Raw genomic sequence first — 26,355 nt, 5'->3', positions numbered from 1 at the left:
ATGTTTCATTGAACTGCGGCAGCGTGCAGGACGCGCCAGCCGACGATGCCAACCAGGACCGTCCATGAGTAACCAGGACAAGCCCCCCGCCCATCCCAAGGTCGTCAGCCTCGCCAGCCGCGGCATCCAGCCGCGATTCAGCGATCTGGTGCAGGCCTGCCGCAAGCTGGTGATGAACCGCCTGGCGGAGCATCTCAGCGGCGTGTTCGGTCAGGTCGACGACACCCTGTTCGAATGCGCGGAAAAGGCCGAGAACAACAAGGTGCAGACCCTGTTCTTCGACAGCATGCGAGAAATTCGCCGGCAGCGTCCGCAAATCGAGCGCAGTTACCATCAGAAGATCGCCAGCAATTTCTCCGATTTCCTCGACGGCAAGCTGCAGAGCCCCACGACCGCTCAGGTAGACCCGGAACAATTGGCGCTGGTGCAGAACGAGGATTACGAGGAGACCCTGCAGGTCACCAATATGGTCAGCCGGGTCAAGGCGCGCTGCACTCAGCCCCTGTTCGCTCTGGATCAGCGCCTGGCCCTGCTCAATAACGGCCAGAAGCTCGGGGAGGACAGCAACCCGTTCGGCCCGCAAGCCATCGCCCAGGCATTTCGCGATGCGCTGGCGCCCTGCCCTTTTCCGCTGCAGATCAAGACCATTCTCTACATGCTCTTCGACCGGCATGTCATGCAGAGCCTGGATTCACTCTATGGTGCGCTCAACCAACGCCTGATCGATGCCGGCGTGCTGCCAAACCTCAAGTACAGCGCCCAGGTCAATCCGAGCGCGAGCCGACCCGCTGCGCCCAGACAGGAAGTGCCGGCCAACAGGCAGCAGACGCCGGGCAGGCCGGTTACGGCCCCCCCCACCGCAGAACCGGCGCTACTCGATCTGGACCTCAGCGCACCGCCGCCGAGCGACCCGGGCGCGCTATTCAGCGGCCTATCCAGCCTGCTCGACGAGCATCGCCACAGTCACCCGGAAGCCCCGCTGCTAGGCGGCACACGCAGCATCGTCAGTTTCTCCCCGCGCGAGGCCAGCCGGACCTACAGCGCCAGCGAGTTGCTCTCCGCACTCAACCGCATGCAGCAGCAGTCGGCCAACGAACTGGCTCAGCGCCTGCACAAACCACAGCCGGTAGAAGGCCTCAAGGCCGCCCTGCAGCAGCAGCTTGAGGCGCACAGCAGCCTGCCGGGCGACAGCAAGGTGGCCGACCAGGAAGCAGACGTGATCGACCTGGTCGGCATGCTGTTCGACTTCATTCTCGATGACGAGAACCTGCCGGACGCCTGCAAGACAGCCCTGTCGCACCTGCACACGCCCTATCTGAAGATCGCCCTGCTGGACAAGGCCCTGTTCACCCAACATCACCACCCGGCCAGGCGCCTGCTCAACGCCATGGCCCAGGCCGGCGTGCTGTATGGCAATGAAGGCGACGAACGCGGCCTGCTGGCCAAGATGCACTGGGTGGTCGAGCGGGTCATCCACGGTTTCAACGGCGACCTGGGGCTGTTCGACAGCCTGCTCGAAGAGTTCAACGAGTACGTCGTCACGCTGCGCCACAAGGTCGAGCTACGCGAACGCCGCGCGGTCGAGGCGGCCAAGGGCCGTGACCGCCTGCTCGGCGCACGCGAGCAGGCGCTGGAGGTGATCCAGCGTTGCGTGGGCCAGCGCGACCTGCCGGCGATCATCCGCAATTTCCTCGAGCTGACCTGGGCCGACGTGCTGGTCTTCGTGCTGCTGCGCCATGGCGAGCAAAGTGTGGAGTGGCAGCGCGCCTGCGAGGTCGCCGAGCAACTGGCCTGGAGCGGTACACCGCTTTGCGACAACGACAAGCAACGCCTGCAGGATATGCGCGTGCCGATGCTCAGCGAGCTACGCAAGGGGCTGGAGCTGCTCGGCGGCTACCACGAAGACGGTATCCGCCGCCTGCTTCAGGACCTGGTGGCCTGCCAGCACGCGGTGCAGGCCAAACAGCCGCAACTGGCGGCGCAGCTCAAGCCAATTCTGCCGGAAAGCCCGCTGGGCGCCATGCTCGGCGAAGATGCCGACCTGGCTCGCCAGGCGCCGTCACGCTGCAAGCTCTCGGCCCGTGCCCAAACCTTGGCCAAGGAGCTGGTCAACGTCGAGTTCGGCACCTGGTTCGAATTCATCGAAGGCGACAAGAGTCGCGTGCTCAAGCTCTCCTGGTTCAGCCCGACCACGCATAACTACATGTTCGTCGACAACAGCGGCCAACGCGTGGCGATCAAGCCGCTGACCCTGCTGGCCAGCGAAATGGAGCAAGGCCTGGCCCGCATCGTCACCCCCGAACGCGCGACCCCGCTGGTGGATCGTGCACTGACCGCCATTTATCGTGTGCTGCAGCGTTTCACCGGACGCACAGCCGAACCCCGCTGAGGACCTTCCATGGAAGAGCGTCGCCAACACAGCCGCCATGGCACCGAAATGCAGCTGGAGGTCTTCGACCTCAACAGCGGGCAGCGCCTGGGCCGCATCGTCGACCTGTCCGCCGATGGCTTCATGCTGTTCAGCGATACGCCACATACGGCCGACGCCGTGCTGGAATGCCGCCTGGTCTGCACCTCCAGTACTGCCGAGGTTCAGGAAGTTCGCCTGGGCGCCGATTGCCTGTGGAGCCGCCCCGGCGCCGATGGTCAGCATTGCTGGGCCGGCTTTCATATCATCGACCTGGCCGAGGACCAGGCCGAGGCGCTGGAAAGCCTACTGGCTAAGCTCTGAGGAGATAGGGTGCGCCGTGCGCACCATGTCCCCGCAATCGGTGCGCACAGCGCACCCTACGAGACGGAGCCAGCCACACCCCGTCACAACGAAAAACGGAGCCCGAAGGCTCCGTTTTTTATGACCGACGCTTACTGCGCCAGCTTCTTGTAACGCACGCGGTGCGGCTGCGCGGCAGCATCGCCCAGGCGTTTCTTGCGATCAGCTTCGAACTCGGTGTAGTTGCCTTCGAAGAAGTTGACCTTGCCATCGTCCTCATAGGAGAGGATGTGAGTGGCGATACGGTCAAGGAACCAGCGGTCGTGGGAAATCACGATGGCGGCGCCGGGGAAGTCCAGCAGCGCTTCTTCCAGCGCACGCAGGGTTTCCACGTCGAGGTCGTTGGACGGTTCGTCGAGCAGCAGCACGTTGCCGCCCTGCTTGAGGGTCAACGCCATGTGCAGACGACCGCGCTCACCACCGGAGAGGTCCTTGACGAACTTCTGCTGATCGGCGCCCTTGAAGTTGAAGCGACCGACGTAACCACGCGACGGCACCTCGTAGTTGCCGACCTTGATCATGTCGAAGCCATCGGAGATCTGCTCCCACACGGTCTTGCTGCCGTCGAGCATGTCGCGGCTTTGCTCGACGCTGGCGATCTGTACGGTTTCGCCGATCTCGATGGTGCCGGAATCCGGCTGCTCCTTGCCGGTAATCATGCGCAGCAGGGTCGACTTACCGGCACCGTTGCCGCCGATCACGCCGACGATAGCGCCTTTTGGGATGCTGAAGGACAGGTCGTCGATCAGAACGCGGTCGCCGAAGGACTTCGACACGTTGTGGAAGTCGATGACCTTGTCGCCCAGACGCGGGCCAGCCGGGATGTAGATCTCGTTGGTCTCGCTGCGCTTCTGGAATTCCTGCGACTGCATTTCCTCGAAGCGTTGCAGGCGCGCCTTGGACTTGGCCTGACGCGCCTTGGCACCCTGGCGTACCCACTCCAGTTCGGCCTTCATGGCTTTGGCATGCGACGCCTCTGCCTTGGCTTCCTGGGCCAGGCGGTTGGCCTTCGATTCCAGCCAGCCGGAGTAGTTGCCCTCGTAGGGAATGCCGTGACCACGGTCGAGTTCGAGAATCCAGCCGGCGACGTTGTCGAGGAAGTAACGGTCGTGGGTAATCGCTACCACGGTGCCGGGGAAGTCGTGCAGGAAGCGCTCGAGCCAGGCCACCGAGTCGGCATCCAGGTGGTTGGTTGGTTCGTCCAGCAGCAGCATGTCGGGCGCTGAGAGCAACAGGCGGCACAGCGCCACGCGGCGCTTCTCGCCACCGGACAGGTGTTCGATCTTGGCGTCCCATGGCGGCAGGCGCAGGGCGTCGGCGGCGACTTCCAGTTGGCGCTCCAGGTTGTGGCCGTCGGAAGCCTGCAGGATGGCTTCGAGCTTGGCCTGCTCGGCGGCCAACGCATCGAAATCGGCATCCGGTTCGGCGTAGGCGGCGTACACCTCGTCGAGACGGGCCTGGGCCTGCTTGATCTCGCCTACGGCTTCTTCGACGATGTCGCGCACGCTCTTGCTCGGGTCGAGCTGCGGCTCCTGCGGCAGGTAGCCGACCTTGATGCCCGGCATCGGGCGGGCTTCGCCATCGATCTCGGTATCGACGCCGGCCATGATGCGCAGCAGGGTCGACTTACCGGCACCGTTGAGGCCCAGCACGCCGATCTTGGCGCCTGGGAAGAAAGACAGGGAGATGTCCTTGAGAATTTCACGCTTCGGCGGGACGACCTTGCTGACCCGATGCATGCTGTAGACGTACTGAGCCATGGAGAACCTGACTGGTGAGAATAAGGGCTGGAAATGGCGGGCCTTGCAGACACTGCGAGGACATTGCGAGTGACGACACCGGCAACGCCTGCAGTCTACCAGGCGGCAAACCTCTGGCGCCTGTCGGCCTGGCCGCCGCGTTAACGGCTGCAGGCAGCTTTCATCAAGCCTGCAGCGGGGCGTTGGCAGAGACCATAGCCCCTGCTGGAGCGAACGCCAAGTACCGCGCGGACAGTTCACGCGCGCGGCGCAAAGCTACCGTAATGTACGTGGCAGAGCAAACCTACGCTCGTCGGCGCAGCTGGCACTTGGCCAGGTTTACAGGCATTCTACCCGGCTCTCGCGAGCACAGGCCGGCTCGCGCGTCTCGAAGTCCAAGATAGCCCAGCACTGGCTGCAGGTTCACAGAACGTGTCGACCCCCTCATCCCTGCCTTCATCCTCTCCGGGCGAGTCGCGCGCACCGAAGCACCGCGTAGCGCTGAGACGCGCCCTGGTAGTGTTGGTGCTGGCGATTCTGGGCTTGCTGGCCTGGCAGTTGACGCAGGAATATCGCCAGTTGCTCGATAATCAGAGGCAACTGAGCGAGGGTTACGCCGGCCAGTTGGCCAAGCATGTAAGCCTGAACATGCGCCTGAAAGCACAGGCAGGCCAGGCGATGCTGCAAAACAGCCCGGCGCACGCCGGCGACGGCAGCGACGTGCTCGCGACACTGCGCAGTATATTTCCGACGCTGGGCAGCGTGGCCTGGCTCGATGCCAACGGGCAGTTGCTGGCCGACAGCGACAGCGCGTCACGCGACCTCAGCTTCATTCGCAGCCTGCAACAACGCAGTGGCTCGGCGCCTTACCACTTCGCGTTCAGCGCACTGGATGGCGGTGTGATCTACCTGCTGCTGCGCCAGCCCGACGACAGTCTGCGCATCTTGCGTATGCGCGCCAGTGCACTGCGCGACTGGCTGCGCGAACAGCACCAGAGCGAATACCTATGGCTGCTCGAGGATTTGCAGAGCCAGCGAGTGATCGCCCGTGCCGACGGCCTGCAGCAGGCTGGCGGCTTCATCGCCCCGGTCACTGCTGCGGAGCAGGCGCAAAGCCTGGAACTGATCGCCCTGCCCGGCAGCGATTGGCAGTTACGCGCCTTGTTCGATGCCGATCGCGCCGGCAACGAGCTGATGCCGACCCTGGCCGGCAAGTTCCTGCTGTTCGCCCTGTGCAGCCTGCTCACCTTGGCGGCCCTGTACGGCCTGCAACGCGAGCAACGCCGCCTGCAACGCCTGAACACCGAGTCACGCCGCTCGCTGCGCCAGGCTGCCAGCGCTCTCGGCGCCGTCGAAGAGCGCATTCTGGTGACCCAGGCCGACGGCAAGTTGCGCTACCTGAACCCCCAGGCCGAGGCCCTGTTCGGCCTCAGCAGCGAAGCGGCATGGGACATGTACCTGCTGGATTTGCTGCCAGATCTTGACCCACTGCTGCTCAACAGCCCGCAGGCCAATGATCTGGGACCGGAGCTGGTCCGAGTGGAAAGCGAGGGACGCGCGCGCCTGTTCGCCGTGACCCGCAGCGATATCAGCGAAATCGGGCGCCAGGCCGGCTACGTCTGGGTGCTGCGCGACGTGACCGACGAGCAACAGGCCATGCGCGTGCTGCAGGAAACCCGCAGGCGTTACCAGGACATCTTCGAAGGCACCGGCGTGGCACTGTGCGTGCTCGATCTATCCGGTGTACGCAGCCTGTTGCTGCAGCACAAGCTCCGTGACGCAGCGGGCCTGCAGCGCTGGCTGCGAGCCGATGCCGAGCATCAGGAGCTGCTGATCGAGCAACTGCGCATTACCGAAGCCAACCAGGTCGCACTCAATCTGCTCGGCGTGAAGAGCACCGAGCAGGCCTGGCAGCAACTGATCGACAACGGCCCTGTTCAGCAGGACGACCTGCGCTATCGCCTGGCTGTGGCCGTGATCGAAGGCCCCAATCTAGTGGAACTGGAAACCCAGTTGGTCACCGCACAGGGGCTGCAGCGTCACGTCTGGCTGGTACTGCGCCTGCCGGAAATGATTCAGGATTATCAGGCCGTCACCCTGAGCATCAGCGACATCACCAGCCGCAAGCGCATCGAGCTGTCACTGATCGAGCGCGAGCGCTTCTGGTCGGAGGTCGTGCGTTCGGTGCCCGACCTCCTTTATGTACATGACATGCAGAACCGCCAGGTCCTGTTCAGCAACCATAGCCTGGGCCTGCAACTGGGCTACAGCAAAGCTGAGTTGCGTGCCATGCGCGAGGATTTCTGGGTGCAGGTGCTTCACCCGGACGATGCCGAATACTACTGGCGCATCCGTAACCTGCAAAAAGTGGTCGGCGATGGCCTGTTGCTCGAGTCGGTACTGCGCTGGCGTCATCGTAATGGCCAATGGCACTGGTTCAGCATCCGCGAGCAGGCCCTGGCGCGCGATGATCATGGTCGCGTCAGCCGCCTTATCGGCGTAGCCAAGGACATCACCGAGCAGATCGAGCGCAACCAGTCGCTGCGCGACAGTGAACAGCGCTATCGCCTGCTGGCCGAAAGCATCAGCGATGTGATCTTTTCCACCGACAGCGCGCTTAACCTCAATTACGTCAGCCCTTCGGTGGAGCCGGTGCTCGGCTATTCCGTCAACTGGGTGATCGCCAATAGTTTCTACAGCCTGGCGGCCAACCCGCAGCAGCTGGAAGGCCTGAACCTGCTCCTCGAACGCATCCGCGATGCGCTCGGCGAGCGCGATCGCCTCAATCGCCTGCGCGACGAACTGCCGGATCAACTGTTCGTCTTCGACTGCCTGCGCGCCGATGGCCACAAGATTCCGGTGGAGCTGCGCCTGGTGCTGATGTGGGACGAGAGCGGCCGCTTCGAAGGCATCCTTGGCGTCGGCCGCGACATCAGCCAACAACGCCGCGCGGAGAAAGACCTGCGCATGGCCGCTACGGTTTTCGAACACTCCACCGCGGCGATTCTGGTCACCGATCCGGCCGGCTATATCGTCCAGGTCAACAAGGCGTTCAGCCGCGTCAGCGGCTATTCGGCCGGCCAGGTGCTCGACCAGTTGCCCGGCATGCTCACCGCCGACCGCCAGCAGGCCACCCATATGCAGTACATCCTCGGCCAGCTCAACCAGCGCGGCAGCTGGGAGGGCGAGGTGTGGCTCAAACGCAAGGGCGGAGAGAATTTCCCGGCCTGGGTCGGCATCACCGCGGTGCATGACGAGGAAGGCGACCTGGTCAGCTACGTGTGCTTCTTCAGCGATATCAGCGAGCGCAAGGCCAGCGAGCAACGCATCCATCGCCTGGCCTACTACGATGCCCTGACCCACCTGCCCAACCGCACCCTGTTCCAGGATCGCCTGCACAGCGCCCTGCAGCATGCCGAACGGCATAACGAGTGGGTGGTGTTGATGTTCCTCGACCTCGACCGCTTCAAGCCGATCAACGATTCGCTCGGCCATGCCGCTGGCGACCGCATGCTCAAGGACGTGGCCGTGCGCCTGTCCGCCTGCGTCGACGGCGACGACACCGTGGCACGCATGGGCGGTGACGAATTCACCCTGCTGCTGCAGCCACGCGCCACCCGTGAGGGCGCGCTGAATCGCGCCATTCATGTTGCCGAGCAGATTCTCTCCAGCCTGGCCCGCCCCTTCGTCCTCGAAGGCCGCGAGTTCTTCGTCACCGCCAGTATCGGTATCGCCCTCGCCCCGCAGGACGGCAACGAACTGAGCCAGCTGATGAAGAACGCCGACACCGCCATGTACCACGCCAAGGAGCGGGGCAAGAACAACTTCCAGTTCTACCAGGCCGACATGAACGCCAGTGCCCTGGAACGCCTGGAGCTGGAAAGCGACCTGCGCCACGCCCAGGAGCAGGGCCAGTTCGTGCTGCATTACCAACCGCAGTTCTCCGGCGATGGTCGCCGCCTCACCGGAGTCGAAGCGCTGCTACGCTGGAATCATCCGACCCGCGGCCTGGTGCCTCCGGATGAGTTCATCCCGGTGCTGGAGGAGCTTGGTCTGGTGGTGCAGGTCGGTGAGTGGGTGCTCGAAGAAGCGTGCAGGCAGCTCAAGGCCTGGCACGAGGAAAAGATCCGCATCCCCAAGGTCTCGGTCAATCTGTCCGCCCGTCAGTTCGGCGAGGGCGATCTGACAGCGCGTATCGCCACCATCCTGGAAAGGACTGGGGTAGCCCCGGCGTGCCTGGAAGTGGAGCTGACCGAAAGCATCCTGATGCGTGACGTTTCCAGTGCGATGCAGACCCTCAACGAGCTCAAGCGCCTTGGCCTGTGCATCGCGGTGGACGATTTCGGCACCGGCTACTCGTCGCTGAACTACCTCAAGCAGTTCCCCATCGATGTGTTGAAGATCGACCGCAGCTTCGTCGACGGCTTGCCTGATGGCGAGCAGGATGCGCAGATCGCCCGCGCAATCATCGCCATGGCGCACAGCCTGAACATGATGGTGATCGCCGAAGGCGTGGAAAGTCATGCCCAGCTGGAATTCCTGCGCGAGCATGGCTGCGACGAAGTACAGGGCTACCTGCTCGGCAGGCCGATGCAGGCGCGCCAATTCAGCGTCCAGTTCGGCGGTGCGGCGCTGTTCATACTCAGCTAGGCAGGCAGCCCTCTAGCGACCCGTCACGCAGCCAATCGCAGCAAAATCTCGAATGAAGGTCTTTCGTCAGGCTCATGACCGACCTTCATATGCCTGAATGCGACCTTTGCGGTAGAATCCGCCCCCTCTTTCCACCGCCCAGCTGATTTCAGGGGACCGCCATGTTCAGCCGTGATTTGACCCTCGCTCGTTTTGACGCCGAACTCTTTGCCGCAATGGAGCAGGAAGCCCAGCGCCAGGAAGAGCACATCGAGCTGATCGCCTCGGAAAACTACACCAGCCCGGCGGTGATGGAAGCCCAAGGCAGCGTGCTGACCAACAAGTACGCCGAAGGCTACCCGGGCAAGCGCTACTACGGTGGTTGCGAGTACGTCGACGTGGTCGAGCAACTCGCCATCGACCGCGCCAAGGAGCTGTTCGGCGCCGACTACGCCAACGTCCAGCCGCACTCCGGCAGCCAGGCCAACAGCGCCGTGTACATGGCCCTGCTCAACGCTGGTGACACCGTGCTGGGCATGAGCCTGGCCCACGGCGGCCACCTGACCCACGGCGCCAGCGTCAGCTTCTCCGGCAAGATCTACAACGCCGTGCAGTACGGAATCACCGACGCCGGCCTGATCGACTATGACGAAGTCGAGCGCCTGGCAGTCGAGCACAAGCCGAAGATGATCATCGCCGGCTTCAGCGCCTATTCGCAGGTGCTGGACTTCCCGCGCTTCCGCGCCATCGCCGACAAGGTCGGTGCCTACCTGTTCGTCGACATGGCGCACGTGGCAGGCCTGGTCGCTGCCGGCCTGTACCCTAACCCGGTACCGTTCGCCGACGTGGTCACCACCACCACCCACAAGACCCTGCGCGGCCCGCGCGGCGGCCTGATCCTGGCGCGCAAGAACGAAGAGCTGGAGAAGAAGTTCAACTCCGCGGTATTCCCGGGCGGCCAGGGCGGCCCGCTGGAGCACGTCATCGCCGCCAAGGCCGTGTGCTTCAAGGAAGCGCTGCAGCCTGAGTTCAAGGCTTACCAGGCGCAGGTGATCAAGAACGCCCAGACCATGGCCCAGGTGTTCATCGACAATGGCTACGACGTTGTTTCCGGCGGCACCGAGAACCACCTGTTCCTGCTCTCGCTGATCAAGCAGGACATCACCGGTAAGGATGCCGACGCAGCCCTCGGCCGCGCCTTTATCACCGTGAACAAGAACAGCGTGCCGAACGACCCGCGCTCGCCGTTCGTCACCTCCGGCCTGCGTATCGGCACCCCGGCCGTGACCACTCGTGGCTTCAAGGAAGACGAGTGCCGTCAACTGGCGGGCTGGATCTGCGAAGTGCTGGCCAACATCGGCAACGATGAAGTCGAAGGACGCGTGCGCGAGCAGGTCAAGGCGCTGTGCGCGAAGTTCCCGGTCTACGCCAACTAAGAACCTATTCACGATCTAGCGAGCTAGAGCGATACAAGGCAAAAACAAGCGAGGAAGCGGAGTTTACAGGTGGTAAATGAGCATTCCGAGCTTATTTTTAACGCAGTAGCGCCGACGCGCAGCAGCTGGTGAACAGCCTCTAAGGCTCAGCCTGAAACAAAGAAGCCCGCCAATTGGCGGGCTTCTTTTTGCCTGGGATTTGCCTCAGGCCGGTTGTTTCACATAGCGCGCCAGCTGCGCATCACGACTCATCACATCGAGGGTGGCAGCCAATACCTGCTCGCTGGTGGCGTCGGCCTGACTGAAGATAGTGCCGAAATTATCGTGAGTGACCTTGGCGAAATGCGCTCGGTCCTTGGCCTCGACACCCAGCAGGGTGGCATAGGCGTCCAGTGCTTCGCCCTGCCCCATGGCCATGTCTTCGGCGATCGAATCGAGCATGCCGTTCATCGCCAGCATGGAGCGGCCGTTGTAACCCAGCGCACCGCTGGTATCGCAGCCGTTGGTACCGGAGGTCATACCGAAAGTGGCGTTGCCGAAGGTACCGTTGGTGGTCGTGGCCAGGAAGTGCGGGGCCATGCCACGCTGCCCTTCGAACAGCATGTTGCCCCAGCCGCAACCATTGCCGCCGGCAGCATCGGCGAATGCGCCAACACTGGCCATGCTCAACAGGCCGAAGACCAAACCTTTGCCTAGCAGTCGCTTGCTCATGTCTATCGCTCCGCTATATCGAGTAATAAAACCGCATAAGGAGCTTTGGCGAGACTTGGCGACCTGTCAAACTGATGTGCATCAGTTGTGCGCCACGGCACAGGGGTTAAAGTACGTGGTCAGCAGCCTTGGCTATAGTGATGTAAATCCTTCAGGAGTATGGGCATGAGTGACTCAGCCAACGAGCGTCGGCGCTTTCAGCGCATCGCCTTCGACGCCCCCACCGTGATCGCTCAGGGCGAGCGGCAATGGTCGGCAGCTCTGCACGATATTTCACTCAAGGGCCTGCTGATCACTACTCCACGTGACTGGAGCGGAGACCCGGATCAACCCTTCGAGGCCGTGATCGAACTGGGTGGCGAAGCCAAGGTGAAGATGGAGGTGGTGCTGACACGCACCCAGCCAAAGTCCCTGGGTTTCGTCTGCCGCCATATCGACCTGGACTCCATCAGTCACCTGCGCCGCCTGGTCGAACTCAACCTTGGCGATGAGCAGTTGCTGGAACGCGAGCTGGCGGCGCTGGGCGAAGACGACTGAGCCGCGTTCAATGGCGCTTGTGCGCCGCCTCGTCCTTACGCTGCTGACGTTGTTGACGAAGCGCCTGGATACGCAGCACCTCACCATGCGCCTCGCGCGACTGCGCCACCTTGGCGTCGAAATTGAAAGCGCGGGAAAAGAAATCGAAGAACAAAAACATGATGGCGTCTCCTGCAAATGGATACGCCTTCATGCTGCTCTCCGATAGCCTACTACCTATTGAGCCAGGTCAATTTTCGCCGGAGCCTGATCGCGGCAGAACGCCGCATGCAGGGATCGCGGCTAAAGCCCCTCCCACAGATACCCAGAAGTCTGCTGTGGGAGGGGCTTTAGCCGCGAATTCTATTACTCGAACAGCGCATCCAGCGCCTGTTCCAGTCGCGTGACAGCGACTATCTGCAGGCCCGGCGGAGCCTCCTTCGGTGCATTACCCTTGGGCACGATTGCACGCTTGAAACCGTGCTTGGCAGCCTCTTTCAGCCGCTCCTGGCCACTCGGTACCGGGCGGATCTCGCCGGACAAACCAATCTCGCCGAACACCAGCAAATCGTGCTCCAACGGCCGGTTGCGCAGGCTGGAAATCACCGCCGCCATCAGCGCGAGATCAGAGGCGGTTTCCAGCACCTTGACCCCACCGACTACGTTGAGGAATACGTCCTGATCATAGGTCGGGATCCCGCCGTGGCGGTGCAACACCGCCAGAAGCATGGCCAGGCGGTTCTGATCCAGGCCCAGAGTCACCCGCCGCGGGTTGGCCAGGTGGCTGGTGTCGACCAGCGCCTGCACTTCCACCAGCATCGGCCGCGAACCTTCCCAGGTGGCCATCACCACACTGCCAGGCACTGCCTCCTGAGCGCGGGTGAGAAAGATCGCCGAGGGGTTGGAAACCTCCTTGAGGCCCTTGTCGGTCATGCCGAACACGCCCAGCTCGTTGACCGCACCGAAGCGATTCTTCACCGCCCGCAGCAGGCGTAGACGACCATCGGACTCACCCTCGAAATACAGCACGGTATCGACCATGTGCTCGAGCACGCGCGGGCCGGCCAGCGCGCCCTCCTTGGTGACGTGGCCGACCAGGAAGATCGCCGTGCCGCTCTGCTTGGCGAAGCGCACCAGCAGCGCCGCGCTCTCGCGCACCTGGGCGACGCCACCCGGTGCCGATTGCAGTTGCTTGGTAAAGATGGTCTGGATCGAGTCGATCACCATGACCTTGGGTTTTTCCTGGCGCGCGGTGGCGATGATCGACTCGATGCAGGTCTCGGTCATCACCTTGAGCTTGTCCTGCGGCAAGTCCAGACGCCGCGCGCGCATGGCCACCTGCTGTTGCGATTCCTCACCGGTGACGTACAACGCCGGAAAGCGCTGGGCGATGTTGCACAGGGTCTGCAGGAGGATGGTCGACTTGCCGATGCCTGGGTCGCCGCCGATCAGCACCACCGAGCCATCCACCAGGCCGCCACCGAGCACACGATCCAATTCGCCGGAGGCGGTGGAAAAGCGCGGAATTTCCTCGACGCTGACCTCGGCCAGAGTCTTGATATTGGCCTTGTCGCCAGCCCAACCGGTGCGCCCGCTGGGCGTGGCGCCCTCGACCACGGTTTCCACCAGGGTATTCCAGGCGCCGCACTCACCACACTGTCCCGCCCACTTGGGAAAGGTGGCGCCGCACTCGGTGCAGCCGTACATGCGTTTTGCCTTGGCCATTGCAATCGATCCTGCCGCTGAACGAAGGCTGGAACGATACCGAACAACTGGATAAATTTACAGACCACGCCCACTTCGCCCGGAACACCTCCATGCAGATCCAACTGCTGCCCACCACTGCCGAACAGCTGCCGTTGCTGGCCAATCTCTATCAGTTCTATGCCTACGAAAGCTCCGATTGGGAACAGGAAGACGTGGAGACGGACGGCCGCTTCTACATCCACCAACCCCATTTGCAGCGCTATTGGCAGGAGCCGGGCTGGAGCGCGCAACTGATCCTCGCCGATGGGGTCATCGCCGGTTTTCTATTGATCGAGCGCAGCGAATTGCCGGGTATCGATGCGCCGGAGTTCGCCGATCTGTTCCTACTGAAGAAATATCGCCGCCACGGCATCGGCCGTGCGCTGGTGAACCAGATAATGGGCGATGGCAGCTCGTGGTTGCTGCGTTTCTACCGCCAGGATGAACTGGCGTGCGCGTTCTGGCAGCAGCTTCTGAGCGAGTGGCCCAAACCCGCGCGAGCGGTGTGGACGGAAGAAGAAGCGGACGGGCTGCTTACCTACCTGATCAACCCGCCCGTGCATTGAAGCGGGGCGACCGGCGCCCCGCAATGGCGGATGGAGTGGCTTCAGGCATGAACCGCGATGCCAAATGTTCGCGGCTGATGCCGCTCCTACTCCGGCAAGTCAGCCGCCACAACCGTTGCCACAACCGCAGCACTGACCACCTGCGCGCTTGAGCTGCCGCGCCAGTTCATCCTTGAGGGCAACGCGGCTGAGCTTGAGCGCCTGCAACGAAACATCGTCGAGTAGCTCGATGCCGTCCTCGATACGGCATATGCGCTTGTCCAGTGCCTCGTATTCCTCAGCCTGACGGGCAAACAGCGCATTTTCCTGACGCAGGCGTTGCAGTGCTTCGCGATCTTCGGGGAAATCATGGACAAGCGGGTGGTGATCGACGTGCATGGCACAGCTCCTGAGTAAGGTGTTGCTCGCAGGCTAGCCGGTCTACCGTGCATCTCCCTTGATCCCGATCAAACCCGCCTCAGGTTGCGCCGTGCAGCAAGCCGGCAATCTCATCCTTGAGGCCAACGCGCTGTAGCTTGAGCCCCTGTAGCGTCAGGTCATCGGCCGCCGAGCGACCGTCCTCTATCTCGTAGATGCGCTTGTCCAGCGCTTCATACTCCGCCGCCAGGCTGGCGAAGCGCGCATCGCCCTGCATCAGTTTGCGCAACGCATCGTGATGCTGTGGAAATTCTCGATTGAGCGGATGATGTTCAAGCGGCATGAAGAATCCTCCCCGGACGTAGTTCCTACTTAGCCTAGCCGAAGCTGAGCCGAGTGCAGCCCTCTAGCGATGCCGGGCCGAGAGCCGCGCTAGAACAGGCCGGACCGGCAATACGAAATGAAATGTTGCAGCTTTCCTGCATATTCCTCTGTATTTCCGCTAAATTAGCTGCCCCTTGGTCACTTATCCCCCTACATGACACTCCTGATAGCGTTCGCTGTCCTTTCCATTCTGGTTTCGTTCATCTGTTCCATCCTCGAAGCCGCCCTGCTCTCCCTAACGCCCAGTTACATCGCTCAGCAGAAGGTCGAAAAGCCTCAGCTGTACGAAAGGCTGAAAGAGCTCAAAGACAAGATCGACCAGCCGCTGGCGGCCATCCTGACCCTCAATACCGTGGCGCATACCGTTGGTGCGACCGGTGTCGGTGCGCAGGTGGCAATCGTCTTCGGTGACGGTTACCTGGGTATCGCCTCGGCGGTCATGACCCTGCTGATTCTGGTGCTCTCGGAGATTCTGCCGAAGACCATCGGCGCCCGTTACTGGCGCGCCCTGGCTCCTTTCCTGCCGAGCCTGCTGCGGGCAATGATCCTGCTGCTCAAGCCGTTCATCGTGCTTTCAGACCTGATCATGCGCCTGTTCGGCGGCAAGGAGCCGGAACATGACATTCGCCAGGAAATCAAGGCACTGACCCTGCTCGGCCGCGAAGTGGGCAAGCTCGACGAAGACGAACATCGGGTGATCAGCAACATCCTAGACCTGCATGAGATTCGCCTACGCGACATCATGACGCCGCGCATTGTCTGCGAGTCAGCCGCACCGGATGAGTCAATTGCCGCATTCAAGGCACGTGCCCGGGAAAGCCAGTTCTCCCGCTACCCGGTCATTGGCGAAGACGAATCCCCGCTGGGCGTGGTGTTTCGCTACGACGCCCTGGCCGCCGAGAACGATGCCGAGCCGATCACCCGCATCATGAAGCCGCTCAAGGTCGTGCCGGAAAGCATGAACGTGGAGAACCTGATGACCCTGCTGATGCAGGAGCGTCAGCACATGTGCCTGGTGTATGACGAGTTCGGTAGCTGGCGCGGCCTGGTGACGCTGGAAGACATCATGGAAACCATCATCGGCAAGCCGATTCTCGACGAGACCGACGATATCCCCAACATGCGCCGCTTCGCCAAGCGCCGCTGGGAGCACCGGATCAAATCGATCCGCGAAGACTGATCACCAGTAGTTTTCGACTGCCACCTGACCCGGCCGCCGGGTCAGGCTCAGGTTCAGACCACGCGCCTTCAGGCGCTGACGAATATCGTCGATCATCTGCGGGTTGCCGCAGATCATCACCCGCGAATGCTCGGGCGTCAGCTCAAGCCCGGCGGCCTGTTCCAGCTCGCCACTGTCGAGCAGATCGGTAATGCGCGCGTTCAGGCAATCCGGCGCCTGCTCACGAGTGACCACCGGCAGGTAGATGAGTTTGTCCGCGAACTCGGCCAGATACTCCAGTTCGGCAAGCCCCCTGATCAGCGGCTGGTAGGCCAGCTCAGCAAAGGTCCTTGCGCTGTACACCAGCACGATGCGCTCGAAGCGCTGCCACACCTCGAAATCCTGCAGGATCGACAGGAACGGCGCGATGCCGGTGCCGCTGCCGAGCAACCACAGGTCGCGACCGTCGATGAAGCGATCCAGGGTCAGGTAGCCGGTGGCCATTTTCTCCACCAGCAGGCTGTCGCCAATGGTCAGGCGACTCAGCTCGCTGGTGAATTCACCGCCCGGCACCACGATGGAGAAGAACTCGAGAAACTCGTCATGCGGCGCCGAAACCAGCGAATAGGGGCGCCAGACCACCGAACCGTCCGCCTTTTCCACCCCCAGGCGTACGAACTGCCCGGCGCGAAAACGAAAACCGGCATCGCGGGTGGTACGCAGGGTAAACAGGCTCGGCGTCAGCGTCTGCACGTCGAGCAGGGTCTGGCGGGTGAATTTGTCATCGCTGACGGTCATGTGCAGCTCCTGAGCGAATGATGCCGGCAGTGTCGCGCAAAAGCCGCGCGACAAAAACCGGCAGATCGCAGGGGCATCAAACCACGGTCATGCGGCCATCCGGCTCACGACGCAGTGCAGCGGCCAGCCAGCGGGCGATGTTGTCCACCTGCTCGTCCTGGCCCTGGGCCACGATGAACTGGGTACCGACACGCAGGGCATAGCCGCCGGGCGTGGTCGGGTCGTTGCAGGTGCCGACCAGAATGCCCTCCTGCTCCAGCGCCTTGATCGTGGCAGGTGCATCCCTCACCGCGCTCATCGGCACCAGCACCTGATGGGTGAAAACCTCCCCCGGATTCGGCGCGATCACTGCCACATGCAGCTCACGCAGCACCTTGGCGAAGGTTTCGCTGGCTCTGCAGATGCGCCGCGCGTAGGCGCCCTTGTCCGCTTCGGCCTGTTGCAGGGTGACCAGGAAGGACGGCAGCTTGCCAGCGTCGTAGTTGGCCAACAATGCGCGGTCGATGAAACGCGCCAGACGCTCACCGTCCTCGACCTTGCGCCCGGCAATCAGACTGTGCGGACGCCCCGGTAGCGTCTTGTAGGTGGAACTGGTAAGGATATCGACCCCAAGCGCCAGCGGATTGGGGAAGGTGCCTCCGGCGATCAGACCCGATACATGCGAGGCGTCGAAGATGGTCTTGGCGCCCACTTCGCGCGCAGCAGCCACCACCGGCTCGACATCGTCCGGCGTGATGACCACCGAGCGGCCGAGCATCACCAGAGTCGGCCGCAACGTGCGCACCTGCTCGGCGGCGGCCTGGGCATCCAGTCGGCAGGCGCGAGTATCGAAAGGCAGATCGGCCACGCGCAGCCCGGCCAGTTCCGGCGTGCCGCCGCGGCGCTGACTGAGGTGCCCGCCATGGGCCGCGGCAGGCGCCAGCAGCAGGTCACCCGGCCGGCTGAAAGCGTGGAACACCGCCAGGTTGGCGATGGTACAGCTGGGCAGGCGCGGCTCAGCCCAGGCCGCGCCGAACAGCGAGCAGATGCGCTCGCGCACCGCCACTTCCAGGTCCGACACCAGGTCGGTATCCGGTTGCTCCTTGGCATAACTCGGCCCCATCGCCGGGTAGGCGCTCAGCTCGGGCGCATAGGCCTGCTGCGACTCGGCGCTGGGCAGGTTGGCACCGGCGTAAAGCACCACGCGACCATCACGCAGCGCCGCGCCGCGCGCAGCCGCCATCGCCAGCAATTGCTGTTCGTTGGGCATTTCCATGATCTTCGTCCGGCGTTAGTGAGAGAGAATTTTCGACAGGAACTGCTGGGCGCGGTCGGAGCGGGCGTTGATGTCGCCGAAGAATTCCTCCTTCGCGCAGTCTTCGACGATCTGGCCGGCGTCCATGAAGATCACCCGGTCGGCGACCTTGCGCGCGAAGCCCATCTCATGGGTCACGCACATCATGGTCATGCCCTCGTGGGCCAGCTGCACCATGACGTCGAGCACTTCGTTGACCATCTCCGGGTCGAGCGCCGAGGTCGGTTCATCGAACAGCATCACCACCGGATCCATGGCCAGCGCACGGGCGATGGCCACGCGCTGTTGCTGGCCGCCGGAGAGCTGGCCCGGATGCTTGTGCGCATGCTCCTTGAGGCCGACGCGTTCGAGCAGTTGCATACCCTTCTTCTCGGCCTCGGCCTTGCCGCGACCGAGCACCTTGATCTGCGCCAGCATCAGGTTCTCCATGATCGACAGGTGCGGAAACAGCTCGAAGTGCTGGAACACCATGCCGACGCGCGAACGCAGCTTGGGCAGATTGGTGTCCTTAGCCGTGACGCTTATGCCATCGACGGTGATCTCACCGCTGTCGATGGGTTCCAGCGCATTGACCGTCTTGATCAGGGTGGACTTGCCGGAACCGGAAGGCCCGCACACCACTACCACCTCGCCCTTGGCAACGGTGGTCGAGCAGTGCGTCAGCACCTGGAACGAACCGTAGGATTTACAGACATCGCTGATGGTTATCATGGCGAAGGCACTCTTAGCGAATGATGGCGACGCGCTTTTGCAGGCGGCGTACGGCATAGGAGGCGAGCAGGGAGATCACGAAGTAGACGAGCGCGGCGAAGACGTACATCTCCAGCAGGCGCCCGTCGCGCTGGGCGATCTTCGCCGCGGCGCCGAGGAAGTCGGTGATCGACAGGATGTAGACCAACGAGGTGTCCTGGAACAGCACGATGGTCTGCGTGAGCATCAGCGGCAGCATGTTGCGCAGTGCTTGTGGCAAGACCACGTAGAACAGACTCTGGCGACCGGTCATGCCCAGCGCCATCGACGCCTGGGTCTGGCCCTTGGGGAGCGACTGGATACCGGAACGGATGATCTCGCAGAAGTAGCAGGCCTCGAACAGGGTGAAGGTGATCACCGACGACCAGAACGGGTCGATGCGCACCGGACGCGGCGCACCGGTGACCCACTGCACCACGAAGGGCACCATGAAGTAGAACCAGAAGATCACCAGCACCAGCGGCAACGAGCGCAGCAGGTTGACGTAGCCACCGGCGAACATCGACAGCGCGCGGTAACGTGACAGGCGCATGATCGCCAGCAGCGAGCCGAAGAAGATGCCGCCAAGGGTGGCGAACAGCGTGAGCGTCAGGGTGAAGCTCATGCCGGTGTAGAACAGATAGGGGAGCGAGTCGACCACCACTCCCAGGTCGAAACTGCCAAACATGTTCAGCTCTCCTTCCGCAGGCCGTAGCCCGGCACAGCGGCCTTGCGCTCGACGGCGCGCATGGCGAAGACGATGATCAGGTTGAGCACCAGATACAGGGTGGTTGCCGCCGTGAAGGCCTCGAAGGTCTGGAAGCTGTTTTCCTGCATCGCACGGGCGCTGCCGGTCAGCTCCATCAGGCCGATTGCAAGGGCAACCGAGGTGTTCTTGGTGCAACTCAAGAATTCGGAGGTGATGGCCGGCACGACGATGCGGTAGGCCATCGGCAACAGCACATAACGGTAGGTCTGCACCAGCGTCAGGCCCATGGCCAACCCGGCCATGCGCTGCCCACGGGACAGACTCTCCAGCCCGGCACGCACCACTTCGGCCATACGCGCGGCGTGGTAGCAGCCCAGGCAGATTACCGCCGTGTAGAACGCGGAATTCGGCAACTGCTTGAACCAGCGCCCCAGATCGGGCGGCAACAGTTCCGGCAGCACGAAGTACCAGAGGAACATCTGCACCAGCAGCGGAATGTTGCGAAACAGCTCGACGAAGCCGGTGCCCAGCGCGCGCATCCAGGCCAGCGGCGAGGTACGCGCCACACCCACCAGCGAGCCGAGCAGCAGGGCGATAGTGAAGGCGCCGATGGCCGTGGCGACCGTCCAGCAGGCACCCCAGATCAGCGTCATCAGGTAGGTATTGGTGCCATCGAGCGAAGGCTCGAAGAAGATCCACCAGTTCCAGTTGTAACTCATGGCCTAACCCGTCCAGTGCATGTCATGGCCCGGCCGGCGCGAATGCCGGCCGGGTTCGGCGACGCTCGATCAGCGATACAACTCGGGATTCGGATCGTCGGTGGGCTGGGCGATGACTTTCTTCAACTGGCTGGACATCGGGAAGTTCATGTTGATGCCGCGCGGCGGGATCGGCTGCACGAACCACTTGTCGTAGATGGCGTTGATCTCGCCGGTAGCGTAAAGCTCGTCGAGGGTGGCGTTGACCAGCTCCTTGAAGGCATCGTCACCGCGGCGCAGCATGATGCCGTAAGGCTCGACCGACAGCGGCTCGGCGGACATGATGAAGTCGTCAGGGTTCTTCGAAGTCGCGGCAGCGCCGGCAATGGACACATCATCGAAGATCAGCGCCACGGCGCGCTCGGTCTGCAGGGTGAGTATGCCCTCGGCCAGATCCTTCACGCTCAGCACGTTGAGGCCGAGGTTCTGCGCGGCGTTGATCTCACTGATGACCTTGACGCTGGTGGTGCCGGCGAGGGTGACCACGGTCTTGCCCTTGGCATCGGCCATGGTTTCGATCGGGGCGTTCTTCTTGGAGAGGATGCGCACGCCAGCGACGAAATAGGTGTTGGAGAAGCTCACCTGACGCTGACGCTCGGCGTTGTTGGTGGTGGTACCGCACTCCATGTCGATGGTGCCGTTAGCCAGCAGGGGCATGCGAGTGGCACCGGTGACCGGCAGGTAGCTGACCTTGAGGTCCGGCTCGTCGAGCTTGAGCTTGATCGCTTCGACGACCTTGGCACACAGGTCCATTGCATAGCCAACGGGACGCTGCTGGTCATCGTAGTAGGAGAACGGCACGGCGCCATCGCGATGGCCGACGCTGATTTCTCCCAGTTCGGCGATTTTCGCCAGTGTGCCTTCCTGTGCCGACACTCCCGCTGCTGCGAACATCAGCATCATCGACGAAGCCGCAAGAATCTTCTTCATGGTTTGCCCCCTGTTTTGTTATCGCGCAACGACTCCCTTTCATGGGGGCCGGCGTGCCCTAGCAAGCATCGCCAGGTCACTCTGCGGGACAGCAATCGCCATCGTCAATAAAAAAGAATAATAAATAATGAATTCATTTTAATTGCACGAACTTAGGGCGATTTTTCACGCTTATGCACGATCCTGGGCGCATATTGAGAGATAGAAGATTGCGAACAGCGAACTAGCTCGGTTGTGTACTGACCAGTTCGTCGATGGAGTGGCGCACCGTACGAGCGGTATTCATCACGTGCTGACGCATGATCTTGCCGAGTCGACCGGCATCACGCGCAATCAGCGCCTGGAGAATTTTCTCGTGGTCACTCACTGCCTCCTTCCAGTCCTTCGGGGCCTGACGCACGGTGTGGCGGATGTTGCGGATGCGCAGCTCCAGGTTGCGGTACAGCGCAAGCAGCGAGGCATTGTCGGCGGCCTCGAAAATGGCGAAGTGAATGGCGCGGTTCAGCCGCGAGTACTCCATCGAGCGGGAGTCCTTATAGGCCTCGATCATCTCCTCGTGCATCTGCCGGATGGCCTCGACCTGCGCATCGCTGATTTTCTCGCAGGCGAGTTCGCCAGCCAGTGCCTCGATGCTGGCGATGATCGGGAACAACTCCTGTAATTCTTCGTCGGTGATGGTGACAACGCGCGCACCACGTTGGGGCAGCAACTCGATCATGCCTTCGGCGGCCAGAGCCTTGAGCGCTTCGCGCAACGGCGTGCGGGAAATGTCGAAACGCTCGCACAACGCCTTTTCCGGAATTTTCTGCCCAGGCTCCAGTTCGCCACTGACGATCAGATCACGCAGATGATCGACGATCTCGCTGTGCAGCGTCCGGCGCTGGATGGGTCTTGCTTCAGAAACGCTCAATCTTGTCTCTCGCTCAGGCCTCACGATTACCCGGCGACGCGCAGCCGCCAGGCCAGTGGGTGAGACTTAGCCATTGGTGCTCGAACTTGTCCAGCGGCACATGTAAGTGCGTTTACCAATGTTGGGAGGCAACGCCGCCAGCGGCTATGATGCGCCAGCTCCAGACGCCTCCGGAAAACGCCCGCCATGCCGCTACTTGCCACCCCCTTCGCAGAACTCGACCTGATTCGCCAGCCGGAGCAGCAGAACGCCCCCCTGCAAGCCTTCGATGCCGCCGACGAATACCTGCTGGGTCATGTGCACGAACAGGGCATCGGGCCGAACAGCCGCGTGCTGGTGCTCAACGACGGCTTCGGCGCACTCGCCTGCTCGCTGGCCACGCTGTGCCAGGTGGTCAGCAGTGGCGATTCGCATCTCGGCCATCTGGCCCTGCAAAAGAACCTCGCGCGCAACGGCCTGACAGACGAGCGGCTACGCTTCGTGCCGGCTAGTGAAACACCGCAGGGACCGTTCGACTGGGTGCTGATCCGCGTGCCCAAGACCCTGGCGTTGCTGGAGGAACAACTGATTCGCCTGCACGGCCACCTGGCGTCAAACGCCCAGGTGATCGCCGGCGCGATGATCAAGCACCTGCCACGCGCTGCCGGCGACCTGCTGGAGAAATACATCGGCCCGGTACAGGCCTCGCTGGCGGTGAAGAAGGCACGCCTACTGACGGCCACGCCAGAGGCCAAGGTCGCACCCACCTCGCCCTACCCCACTCGTTACCGCCTCGACAAGCCGGCCATCGACCTGATCAACCACGCCAATGTCTTCTGCCGCGACGGCCTGGATATCGGGACTCGCGCCTTCCTCCCTCACCTGCCACGCCACCTCGACGCCCGCCGCGTAGCCGATCTGGGTTGCGGCAATGGCGTACTGGGCATCGCCTATGCCCTGGGCAGCGCACAGGCTCAACTGACGCTGGTGGACGAGTCGTACATGGCCGTGCAGTCGGCACAGGAAAACTGGCGCGCGGCGCTCGGCGAACGCCCGGTGACCATCCGCGCTGGCGACGGACTGGCCGAGCAGCCGGCCGACTCGCTGGATCTGGTGCTGTGCAACCCGCCCTTCCACCAGCAGCAGGTGGTCGGCGACTTTCTCGCCTGGCGCATGTTCCAGCAAGCGCGCAGCGCGCTGGTTACCGGCGGCGAGCTGTGGATCGTCGGCAACCGCCACCTGGGTTACCACGCCAAGCTGGCGCGGCTGTTCCGTGGTGTTGAGCAGGTAGCGGCCACGCCGAAATTCGTGGTGCTGAAGACGACCAAGTAAACAGACGAGGCCAGCGGTTGAGCACAGCGATACCTAGAAACCCTACCCTCACAACGTCAGAGTAAACCGCGACAGCAAGGCGCCGGGCAGCGCCATCGAGCCGGTCTGCCGCGCGCCGTAGGTGCCGCTGGGCAGCAGCAGCTCCGGTTCACGGGTCAGGGCTTCCAGGTTCACTCCGAGGAAGTCGAACAGCGAGTCGTCGAAGCGCATGGTGTCCACTGGCGCCTGGATGCGACCGTTCTCGACCCAGAAGGTGGCAAAACGGGTCATGCCGGTCAGGCGCCCGGCCGGCAGGTCGGAGAAGTTGGCGTACCACAGATTGCCGATATACAGCCCGGTGCCGAGGCGCTGCAGGATCTCGCCCTCCTCCAGCTCGCCGCCGTGCAGGTGCAGGGAGAACGGGTACTCGCCGCTGCCCGCGCCGTTGGCGATCAGCCCGTGTTCGGCAGCGCTGCGTGAGCTGACCAGGCGCTCACCCGGCTTGCCCTGGCTGACCAGGCGCAGCGGCTGGCGTGGCCCTTCGCGGGTGAAGGCCGGCGCCAGGCCGCCTTCGATGCGCTCGTCGAGCGTCACCTTGTCGCTCAAGCTGGCGCTGCCGGCGAACAGCCGTTGCAGCGGGCTGCTACCGGTGGCCAGCGCTTCGGCGGAAAAGCCCCAGGCGAAAAGGCCGAACAACTCTTCCAGCGCCGCAGGCGTCAGGTAGGCGCGATAAGCCCCCGGTTTCAACTCATGGGCGGGTTTGCCCAGATGCGCCAGTTGCTCACGGGCGAACGCCAGTTTGCGAGCGAAGGCCTGAGCGTCCCACTGCTCGCCGGCGTAACTGCTTTTCACCGCCTGACCGTTCTCGTGAAACAGGCTGAATTCGAAGTTGAAGCTGCTCGCCGCGTGCCAACCAAAGGCGCCCCAGGAGCTGGCGAAGCCCTGGTACTGCGGCCCGGCGGCGTAGAAGCCGACCAGGTCCAACCCGGCAGCCGCCTCAGTGATCTGCGCGATGGCAACCTCGCAGTGCTGGGCCGCCTCGCCCGCAGCGGTTTCGCTGCGCCAGGCTTCGCGGTTCAGGCGCAGATAGGGGTCGTCGGCGAGCGTCGGCAATACTGTGCGCAGGCGCTGCAACACCTGGTCGAGGCGCGGCAGGTCGTCGTCGATCACCCCACTCAGGGCCAGTTCGAAGTCGCCATGCCGCTCGCCCTGGTACAGCGCCAGGGTGGCGTACACCTGCTGTACCTGGCCGGCCTGGCGCACTCGGGCGTGGTTGAAGCGGATGAAGTCCGAGGCCTCGGCCTGGTACTCCAGGGTAAAGCCCTCGCCGGCCTGCAACTCGGCGTTCAGGTGCGCGAGCAGCGCCTCGAAATGCTGACGTGCGTTCATCAGGCGGCCCCTCCAAAAACGTCGACATCGGCGAACACGCACGCCGGCGTGGCGTGCCCGACGCGGATCACCTGGTTCGGCTCGCCCTTGCCGCAATACGGCGTGCCCAGCACTTCGAAAGTGCTGGCGTCACCAACTGCCTTGAGGTTGCGCCAGAACTGCGCGGAGATACCGCGGTAATTGGGGTTCTTCACCACGCCCTTGAGCTCGCCGTTCTCAATCAGCCGGCCCCACTCGCAGCCGAACTGGAATTTGTTGCGCGCGTCATCGATCGACCAGGAGCGGTTGTTGCTCATCAGAATGCCGCGCTCGATGCCGCCGATCAGTTGCTCCAGGCGCTGGTTGCCGGGCTCGACGTTGAGGTTGGCCATGCGGTCCAGGGTCGGCCGGTTCCAACTGCAGGCACGGCTGTTGGCCACGCCCTCCAGCCCGCTGCGCCACTGTGACAGCGCACCGCCAAGCGGCCGCTGCAGGATGCCCTCGCGGATCAGGTATGCGCGCTGCGCCGGGGTGCCGTCGTCGTCATGGCGGTAGCTGGCCAACTCGCCCGATACCGTCGGGTCGAAGGTCACGTTGAGCAGCGACGAGCCGTATTGGTAACTGCCGAAATCTTCCTGGCGGATAAAGCTGGTGCCGGCGAAATTGCGCTCGTCACCCAGGATGCGATCGAGCTCCAGCGGATGGCCGATGGACTCGTGGATCTGCAGGATCATCTGGTCCGGCATCAGCAACAGATCGCGGTGGCCGCTCGGCGTATTGGGCGCCAGCAGCAATTGCAGCGCCTCGTCGGCGATACGGCTGGCAGTGCCGACCACGCCCAGTTCATCGATCACCTCGGCACCGCCCTGGCGCGCCAGGTGGGTGCCGCCAAAGCTGCGGCTCTGGCTGTCGGCGCCATCGCTGGCGGTAACGCCCAGTTGCGGGAACACGTAATGCTGAGCGCGGCGCAAACGGGCGCCGACACTGTTCAGGTAAATCTGCTCGGTGGCGGTGAAGGTCAGCCCGGCGTACCAGTCCACCAGCCGCTCGTCCCGCGGTACCCGCGCCGACTCCGCCGCCAGCAGCTCGTACCAGTGGGCCGGACTGGCGAGCGTGCGCTGATAGCCGGGCATCACGTCATCGGCCTGCTCATGGGGCACCGGCAGCTCATGCAGATCGAGCAGATTGCGCCACGCCAATTGCCGCGCCAGCGCCTCGGCCTTATCGAGCGCCGTCTGCAAGCCGGCCTGGCTGAGATCGCTGGTCGCCGCGTAAGCCTCCACCCCGGCCACCCGCACACTGAGCATGGCCCCCGCATCGTCCGCGAAAGACGGCGCCCGCGCCACATTGCGGCGCACCCAATAGCGCTCGGTGGTCTCCCGCACATGGCGCAGCGACCAGAAATCGGCGGTGCAATGCAGGGCGGCGAAGCGGCGTTGCAGGGTTTCGCTGAAGGCGAACATGAGGGCTCCCGTGGTGAGAAACGTAGGGAGGCAGTATGAAAACAATTGCCGAGATGGGGCAACCCGACTGCAGCGGGCACGCCTCGACAACAA

At 63.1% G+C, this 26,355-nt stretch carries 23 protein-coding genes; 8 read left to right on the top strand and 15 right to left on the bottom strand.

Annotated features, from left to right (window positions below; all coding sequences use genetic code 11):
• Positions 1-64: 64 nt before the first annotated feature.
• Both EL191_RS04445 and EL191_RS04440 read left to right on the top strand, forming a co-directional pair.
• Positions 65-2,389, top strand: a complete 2,325-nt coding sequence (locus EL191_RS04445; protein ID WP_041976778.1) for a DUF1631 domain-containing protein — start codon at positions 65-67, stop codon at positions 2,387-2,389.
• 9 nt (positions 2,390-2,398) lie between these two features.
• The gene (locus EL191_RS04440) at positions 2,399-2,731 is read left to right on the top strand and encodes a PilZ domain-containing protein (protein WP_041976776.1); all 333 of its coding nucleotides are present in this window, start codon (positions 2,399-2,401) and stop codon (positions 2,729-2,731) included.
• Between the two features lie 131 nt (positions 2,732-2,862).
• Here the strand turns inward: EL191_RS04440 and ettA are convergent, their stop codons facing one another.
• On the bottom strand, positions 2,863-4,530 hold the full coding sequence (gene ettA, locus EL191_RS04435) for an energy-dependent translational throttle protein EttA (RefSeq protein ID WP_013714016.1): 1,668 nt from the start codon (positions 4,528-4,530) through the stop codon (positions 2,863-2,865).
• 411 nt (positions 4,531-4,941) lie between these two features.
• On the opposite strand from ettA, the gene EL191_RS04430 reads away from it, so the two are divergent.
• Positions 4,942-9,159: an EAL domain-containing protein gene (locus EL191_RS04430; RefSeq protein ID WP_197721703.1), complete on the top strand. Its 4,218-nt coding sequence runs from the start codon at positions 4,942-4,944 to the stop codon at positions 9,157-9,159.
• Between the two features lie 161 nt (positions 9,160-9,320).
• Positions 9,321-10,574, top strand: coding sequence for a serine hydroxymethyltransferase (gene glyA, locus EL191_RS04425; protein ID WP_013714014.1), 1,254 nt, complete (start codon positions 9,321-9,323; stop codon positions 10,572-10,574).
• A 204-nt stretch (positions 10,575-10,778) separates the two neighbouring features.
• Here the strand turns inward: glyA and EL191_RS04420 are convergent, their stop codons facing one another.
• Entirely contained in the window at positions 10,779-11,285 is a 507-nt protein-coding gene (locus EL191_RS04420; RefSeq protein ID WP_013714013.1) for a DUF3015 domain-containing protein, read from the bottom strand.
• 165 nt (positions 11,286-11,450) lie between these two features.
• Between EL191_RS04420 and EL191_RS04415 the strand changes: the two genes are divergently transcribed.
• Positions 11,451-11,822 (top strand): PilZ domain-containing protein, encoded by a 372-nt coding sequence (locus tag EL191_RS04415; RefSeq protein ID WP_013714012.1) that lies wholly within the window; start codon positions 11,451-11,453, stop codon positions 11,820-11,822.
• Positions 11,823-11,829: 7 nt separating this feature from the next.
• Here EL191_RS04415 and EL191_RS24370 read toward each other — a convergent pair whose 3' ends face one another.
• Together EL191_RS24370 and radA are read right to left on the bottom strand one after the other, a co-directional pair.
• Positions 11,830-11,982 (bottom strand): hypothetical protein, encoded by a 153-nt coding sequence (locus tag EL191_RS24370; RefSeq protein ID WP_017361407.1) that lies wholly within the window; start codon positions 11,980-11,982, stop codon positions 11,830-11,832.
• 185 nt (positions 11,983-12,167) lie between these two features.
• On the bottom strand, positions 12,168-13,526 hold the full coding sequence (gene radA, locus EL191_RS04410; RefSeq protein WP_041976770.1) for a DNA repair protein RadA: 1,359 nt from the start codon (positions 13,524-13,526) through the stop codon (positions 12,168-12,170).
• 92 nt (positions 13,527-13,618) lie between these two features.
• Between radA and EL191_RS04405 the strand changes: the two genes are divergently transcribed.
• Positions 13,619-14,113 (top strand): GNAT family N-acetyltransferase, encoded by a 495-nt coding sequence (locus tag EL191_RS04405; RefSeq protein ID WP_041977170.1) that lies wholly within the window; start codon positions 13,619-13,621, stop codon positions 14,111-14,113.
• Between the two features lie 99 nt (positions 14,114-14,212).
• Here EL191_RS04405 and EL191_RS04400 read toward each other — a convergent pair whose 3' ends face one another.
• Both EL191_RS04400 and EL191_RS04395 read right to left on the bottom strand, forming a co-directional pair.
• A complete protein-coding gene (locus EL191_RS04400) occupies positions 14,213-14,491 on the bottom strand; it encodes a YdcH family protein (RefSeq protein ID WP_013714009.1) in 279 nt (92 codons plus the stop codon).
• A gap of 79 nt (positions 14,492-14,570) precedes the next feature.
• Complete coding sequence (locus tag EL191_RS04395; RefSeq protein WP_013714008.1) at positions 14,571-14,813, bottom strand: YdcH family protein; 243 nt, start codon at positions 14,811-14,813, stop codon at positions 14,571-14,573.
• Positions 14,814-15,008: 195 nt separating this feature from the next.
• On the opposite strand from EL191_RS04395, the gene EL191_RS04390 reads away from it, so the two are divergent.
• Positions 15,009-16,034 carry a CNNM domain-containing protein gene (locus EL191_RS04390; RefSeq protein WP_013714007.1) on the top strand — a complete coding sequence of 342 codons (1,026 nt, stop codon included), beginning with the start codon at positions 15,009-15,011 and terminating at the stop codon, positions 16,032-16,034.
• Here EL191_RS04390 and EL191_RS04385 read toward each other — a convergent pair whose 3' ends face one another.
• The 7 genes from EL191_RS04385 to EL191_RS04355 form a co-directional block, all read right to left on the bottom strand.
• A complete protein-coding gene (locus EL191_RS04385) occupies positions 16,035-16,811 on the bottom strand; it encodes a ferredoxin--NADP reductase (protein WP_017361408.1) in 777 nt (258 codons plus the stop codon). It lies immediately after the preceding gene.
• Between the two features lie 76 nt (positions 16,812-16,887).
• On the bottom strand, positions 16,888-18,066 hold the full coding sequence (locus EL191_RS04380; RefSeq protein ID WP_052435025.1) for a glycine hydroxymethyltransferase: 1,179 nt from the start codon (positions 18,064-18,066) through the stop codon (positions 16,888-16,890).
• Between the two features lie 15 nt (positions 18,067-18,081).
• Complete coding sequence (locus EL191_RS04375; protein WP_041976768.1) at positions 18,082-18,816, bottom strand: amino acid ABC transporter ATP-binding protein; 735 nt, start codon at positions 18,814-18,816, stop codon at positions 18,082-18,084.
• 13 nt (positions 18,817-18,829) lie between these two features.
• The gene (locus EL191_RS04370; RefSeq protein ID WP_041976766.1) at positions 18,830-19,522 is read right to left on the bottom strand and encodes an amino acid ABC transporter permease; all 693 of its coding nucleotides are present in this window, start codon (positions 19,520-19,522) and stop codon (positions 18,830-18,832) included.
• 2 nt (positions 19,523-19,524) lie between these two features.
• Positions 19,525-20,262: an amino acid ABC transporter permease gene (locus EL191_RS04365; RefSeq protein WP_041976764.1), complete on the bottom strand. Its 738-nt coding sequence runs from the start codon at positions 20,260-20,262 to the stop codon at positions 19,525-19,527.
• Between the two features lie 69 nt (positions 20,263-20,331).
• Complete coding sequence (locus EL191_RS04360; RefSeq protein WP_041976761.1) at positions 20,332-21,231, bottom strand: transporter substrate-binding domain-containing protein; 900 nt, start codon at positions 21,229-21,231, stop codon at positions 20,332-20,334.
• 223 nt (positions 21,232-21,454) lie between these two features.
• A complete protein-coding gene (locus EL191_RS04355) occupies positions 21,455-22,141 on the bottom strand; it encodes a GntR family transcriptional regulator (RefSeq protein ID WP_013714000.1) in 687 nt (228 codons plus the stop codon).
• 186 nt (positions 22,142-22,327) lie between these two features.
• Between EL191_RS04355 and EL191_RS04350 the strand changes: the two genes are divergently transcribed.
• Positions 22,328-23,452 carry a methyltransferase gene (locus EL191_RS04350; protein ID WP_041976759.1) on the top strand — a complete coding sequence of 375 codons (1,125 nt, stop codon included), beginning with the start codon at positions 22,328-22,330 and terminating at the stop codon, positions 23,450-23,452.
• A 48-nt stretch (positions 23,453-23,500) separates the two neighbouring features.
• Here EL191_RS04350 and EL191_RS04345 read toward each other — a convergent pair whose 3' ends face one another.
• Both EL191_RS04345 and EL191_RS04340 read right to left on the bottom strand, forming a co-directional pair.
• On the bottom strand, positions 23,501-24,820 hold the full coding sequence (locus EL191_RS04345) for a TldD/PmbA family protein (protein WP_041976757.1): 1,320 nt from the start codon (positions 24,818-24,820) through the stop codon (positions 23,501-23,503).
• Positions 24,820-26,262, bottom strand: a complete 1,443-nt coding sequence (locus EL191_RS04340; RefSeq protein WP_041976755.1) for a TldD/PmbA family protein — start codon at positions 26,260-26,262, stop codon at positions 24,820-24,822. Before EL191_RS04340 ends, EL191_RS04345 begins: the two co-directional genes overlap by 1 nt.
• Positions 26,263-26,355: the final 93 nt, after the last annotated feature.

The sequence above is a fragment of the Pseudomonas mendocina genome, from assembly GCF_900636545.1.
Classification (GTDB): domain Bacteria; phylum Pseudomonadota; class Gammaproteobacteria; order Pseudomonadales; family Pseudomonadaceae; genus Aquipseudomonas; species Aquipseudomonas mendocina.
This window is presented reverse-complemented; position numbering and strand designations above follow the sequence as displayed.

Excerpts from the sequence above, each read along its gene's own strand:
- EL191_RS04445 (WP_041976778.1), top strand. The coding sequence starts at position 65 with ATGAGTAACCAGGACAAGCCCCCCGCCCATCCCAAGGTCGTCAGCCTC.
- EL191_RS04440 (WP_041976776.1), top strand. The coding sequence starts at position 2,399 with ATGGAAGAGCGTCGCCAACACAGCCGCCATGGCACCGAAATGCAGCTG.
- ettA (WP_013714016.1), bottom strand. The coding sequence starts at position 4,530 with ATGGCTCAGTACGTCTACAGCATGCATCGGGTCAGCAAGGTCGTCCCG.
- glyA (WP_013714014.1), top strand. The coding sequence starts at position 9,321 with ATGTTCAGCCGTGATTTGACCCTCGCTCGTTTTGACGCCGAACTCTTT.
- EL191_RS04420 (WP_013714013.1), bottom strand. The coding sequence starts at position 11,285 with ATGAGCAAGCGACTGCTAGGCAAAGGTTTGGTCTTCGGCCTGTTGAGC.
- EL191_RS04415 (WP_013714012.1), top strand. The coding sequence starts at position 11,451 with ATGAGTGACTCAGCCAACGAGCGTCGGCGCTTTCAGCGCATCGCCTTC.
- EL191_RS24370 (WP_017361407.1), bottom strand. The coding sequence starts at position 11,982 with ATGTTTTTGTTCTTCGATTTCTTTTCCCGCGCTTTCAATTTCGACGCC.
- radA (WP_041976770.1), bottom strand. The coding sequence starts at position 13,526 with ATGGCCAAGGCAAAACGCATGTACGGCTGCACCGAGTGCGGCGCCACC.
- EL191_RS04405 (WP_041977170.1), top strand. The coding sequence starts at position 13,619 with ATGCAGATCCAACTGCTGCCCACCACTGCCGAACAGCTGCCGTTGCTG.
- EL191_RS04400 (WP_013714009.1), bottom strand. The coding sequence starts at position 14,491 with ATGCACGTCGATCACCACCCGCTTGTCCATGATTTCCCCGAAGATCGC.
- EL191_RS04395 (WP_013714008.1), bottom strand. The coding sequence starts at position 14,813 with ATGCCGCTTGAACATCATCCGCTCAATCGAGAATTTCCACAGCATCAC.
- EL191_RS04390 (WP_013714007.1), top strand. The coding sequence starts at position 15,009 with ATGACACTCCTGATAGCGTTCGCTGTCCTTTCCATTCTGGTTTCGTTC.
- EL191_RS04385 (WP_017361408.1), bottom strand. The coding sequence starts at position 16,811 with ATGACCGTCAGCGATGACAAATTCACCCGCCAGACCCTGCTCGACGTG.
- EL191_RS04380 (WP_052435025.1), bottom strand. The coding sequence starts at position 18,066 with ATGGAAATGCCCAACGAACAGCAATTGCTGGCGATGGCGGCTGCGCGC.
- EL191_RS04375 (WP_041976768.1), bottom strand. The coding sequence starts at position 18,816 with ATGATAACCATCAGCGATGTCTGTAAATCCTACGGTTCGTTCCAGGTG.
- EL191_RS04370 (WP_041976766.1), bottom strand. The coding sequence starts at position 19,522 with ATGTTTGGCAGTTTCGACCTGGGAGTGGTGGTCGACTCGCTCCCCTAT.
- EL191_RS04365 (WP_041976764.1), bottom strand. The coding sequence starts at position 20,262 with ATGAGTTACAACTGGAACTGGTGGATCTTCTTCGAGCCTTCGCTCGAT.
- EL191_RS04360 (WP_041976761.1), bottom strand. The coding sequence starts at position 21,231 with ATGAAGAAGATTCTTGCGGCTTCGTCGATGATGCTGATGTTCGCAGCA.
- EL191_RS04350 (WP_041976759.1), top strand. The coding sequence starts at position 22,328 with ATGCCGCTACTTGCCACCCCCTTCGCAGAACTCGACCTGATTCGCCAG.
- EL191_RS04345 (WP_041976757.1), bottom strand. The coding sequence starts at position 24,820 with ATGAACGCACGTCAGCATTTCGAGGCGCTGCTCGCGCACCTGAACGCC.
- EL191_RS04340 (WP_041976755.1), bottom strand. The coding sequence starts at position 26,262 with ATGTTCGCCTTCAGCGAAACCCTGCAACGCCGCTTCGCCGCCCTGCAT.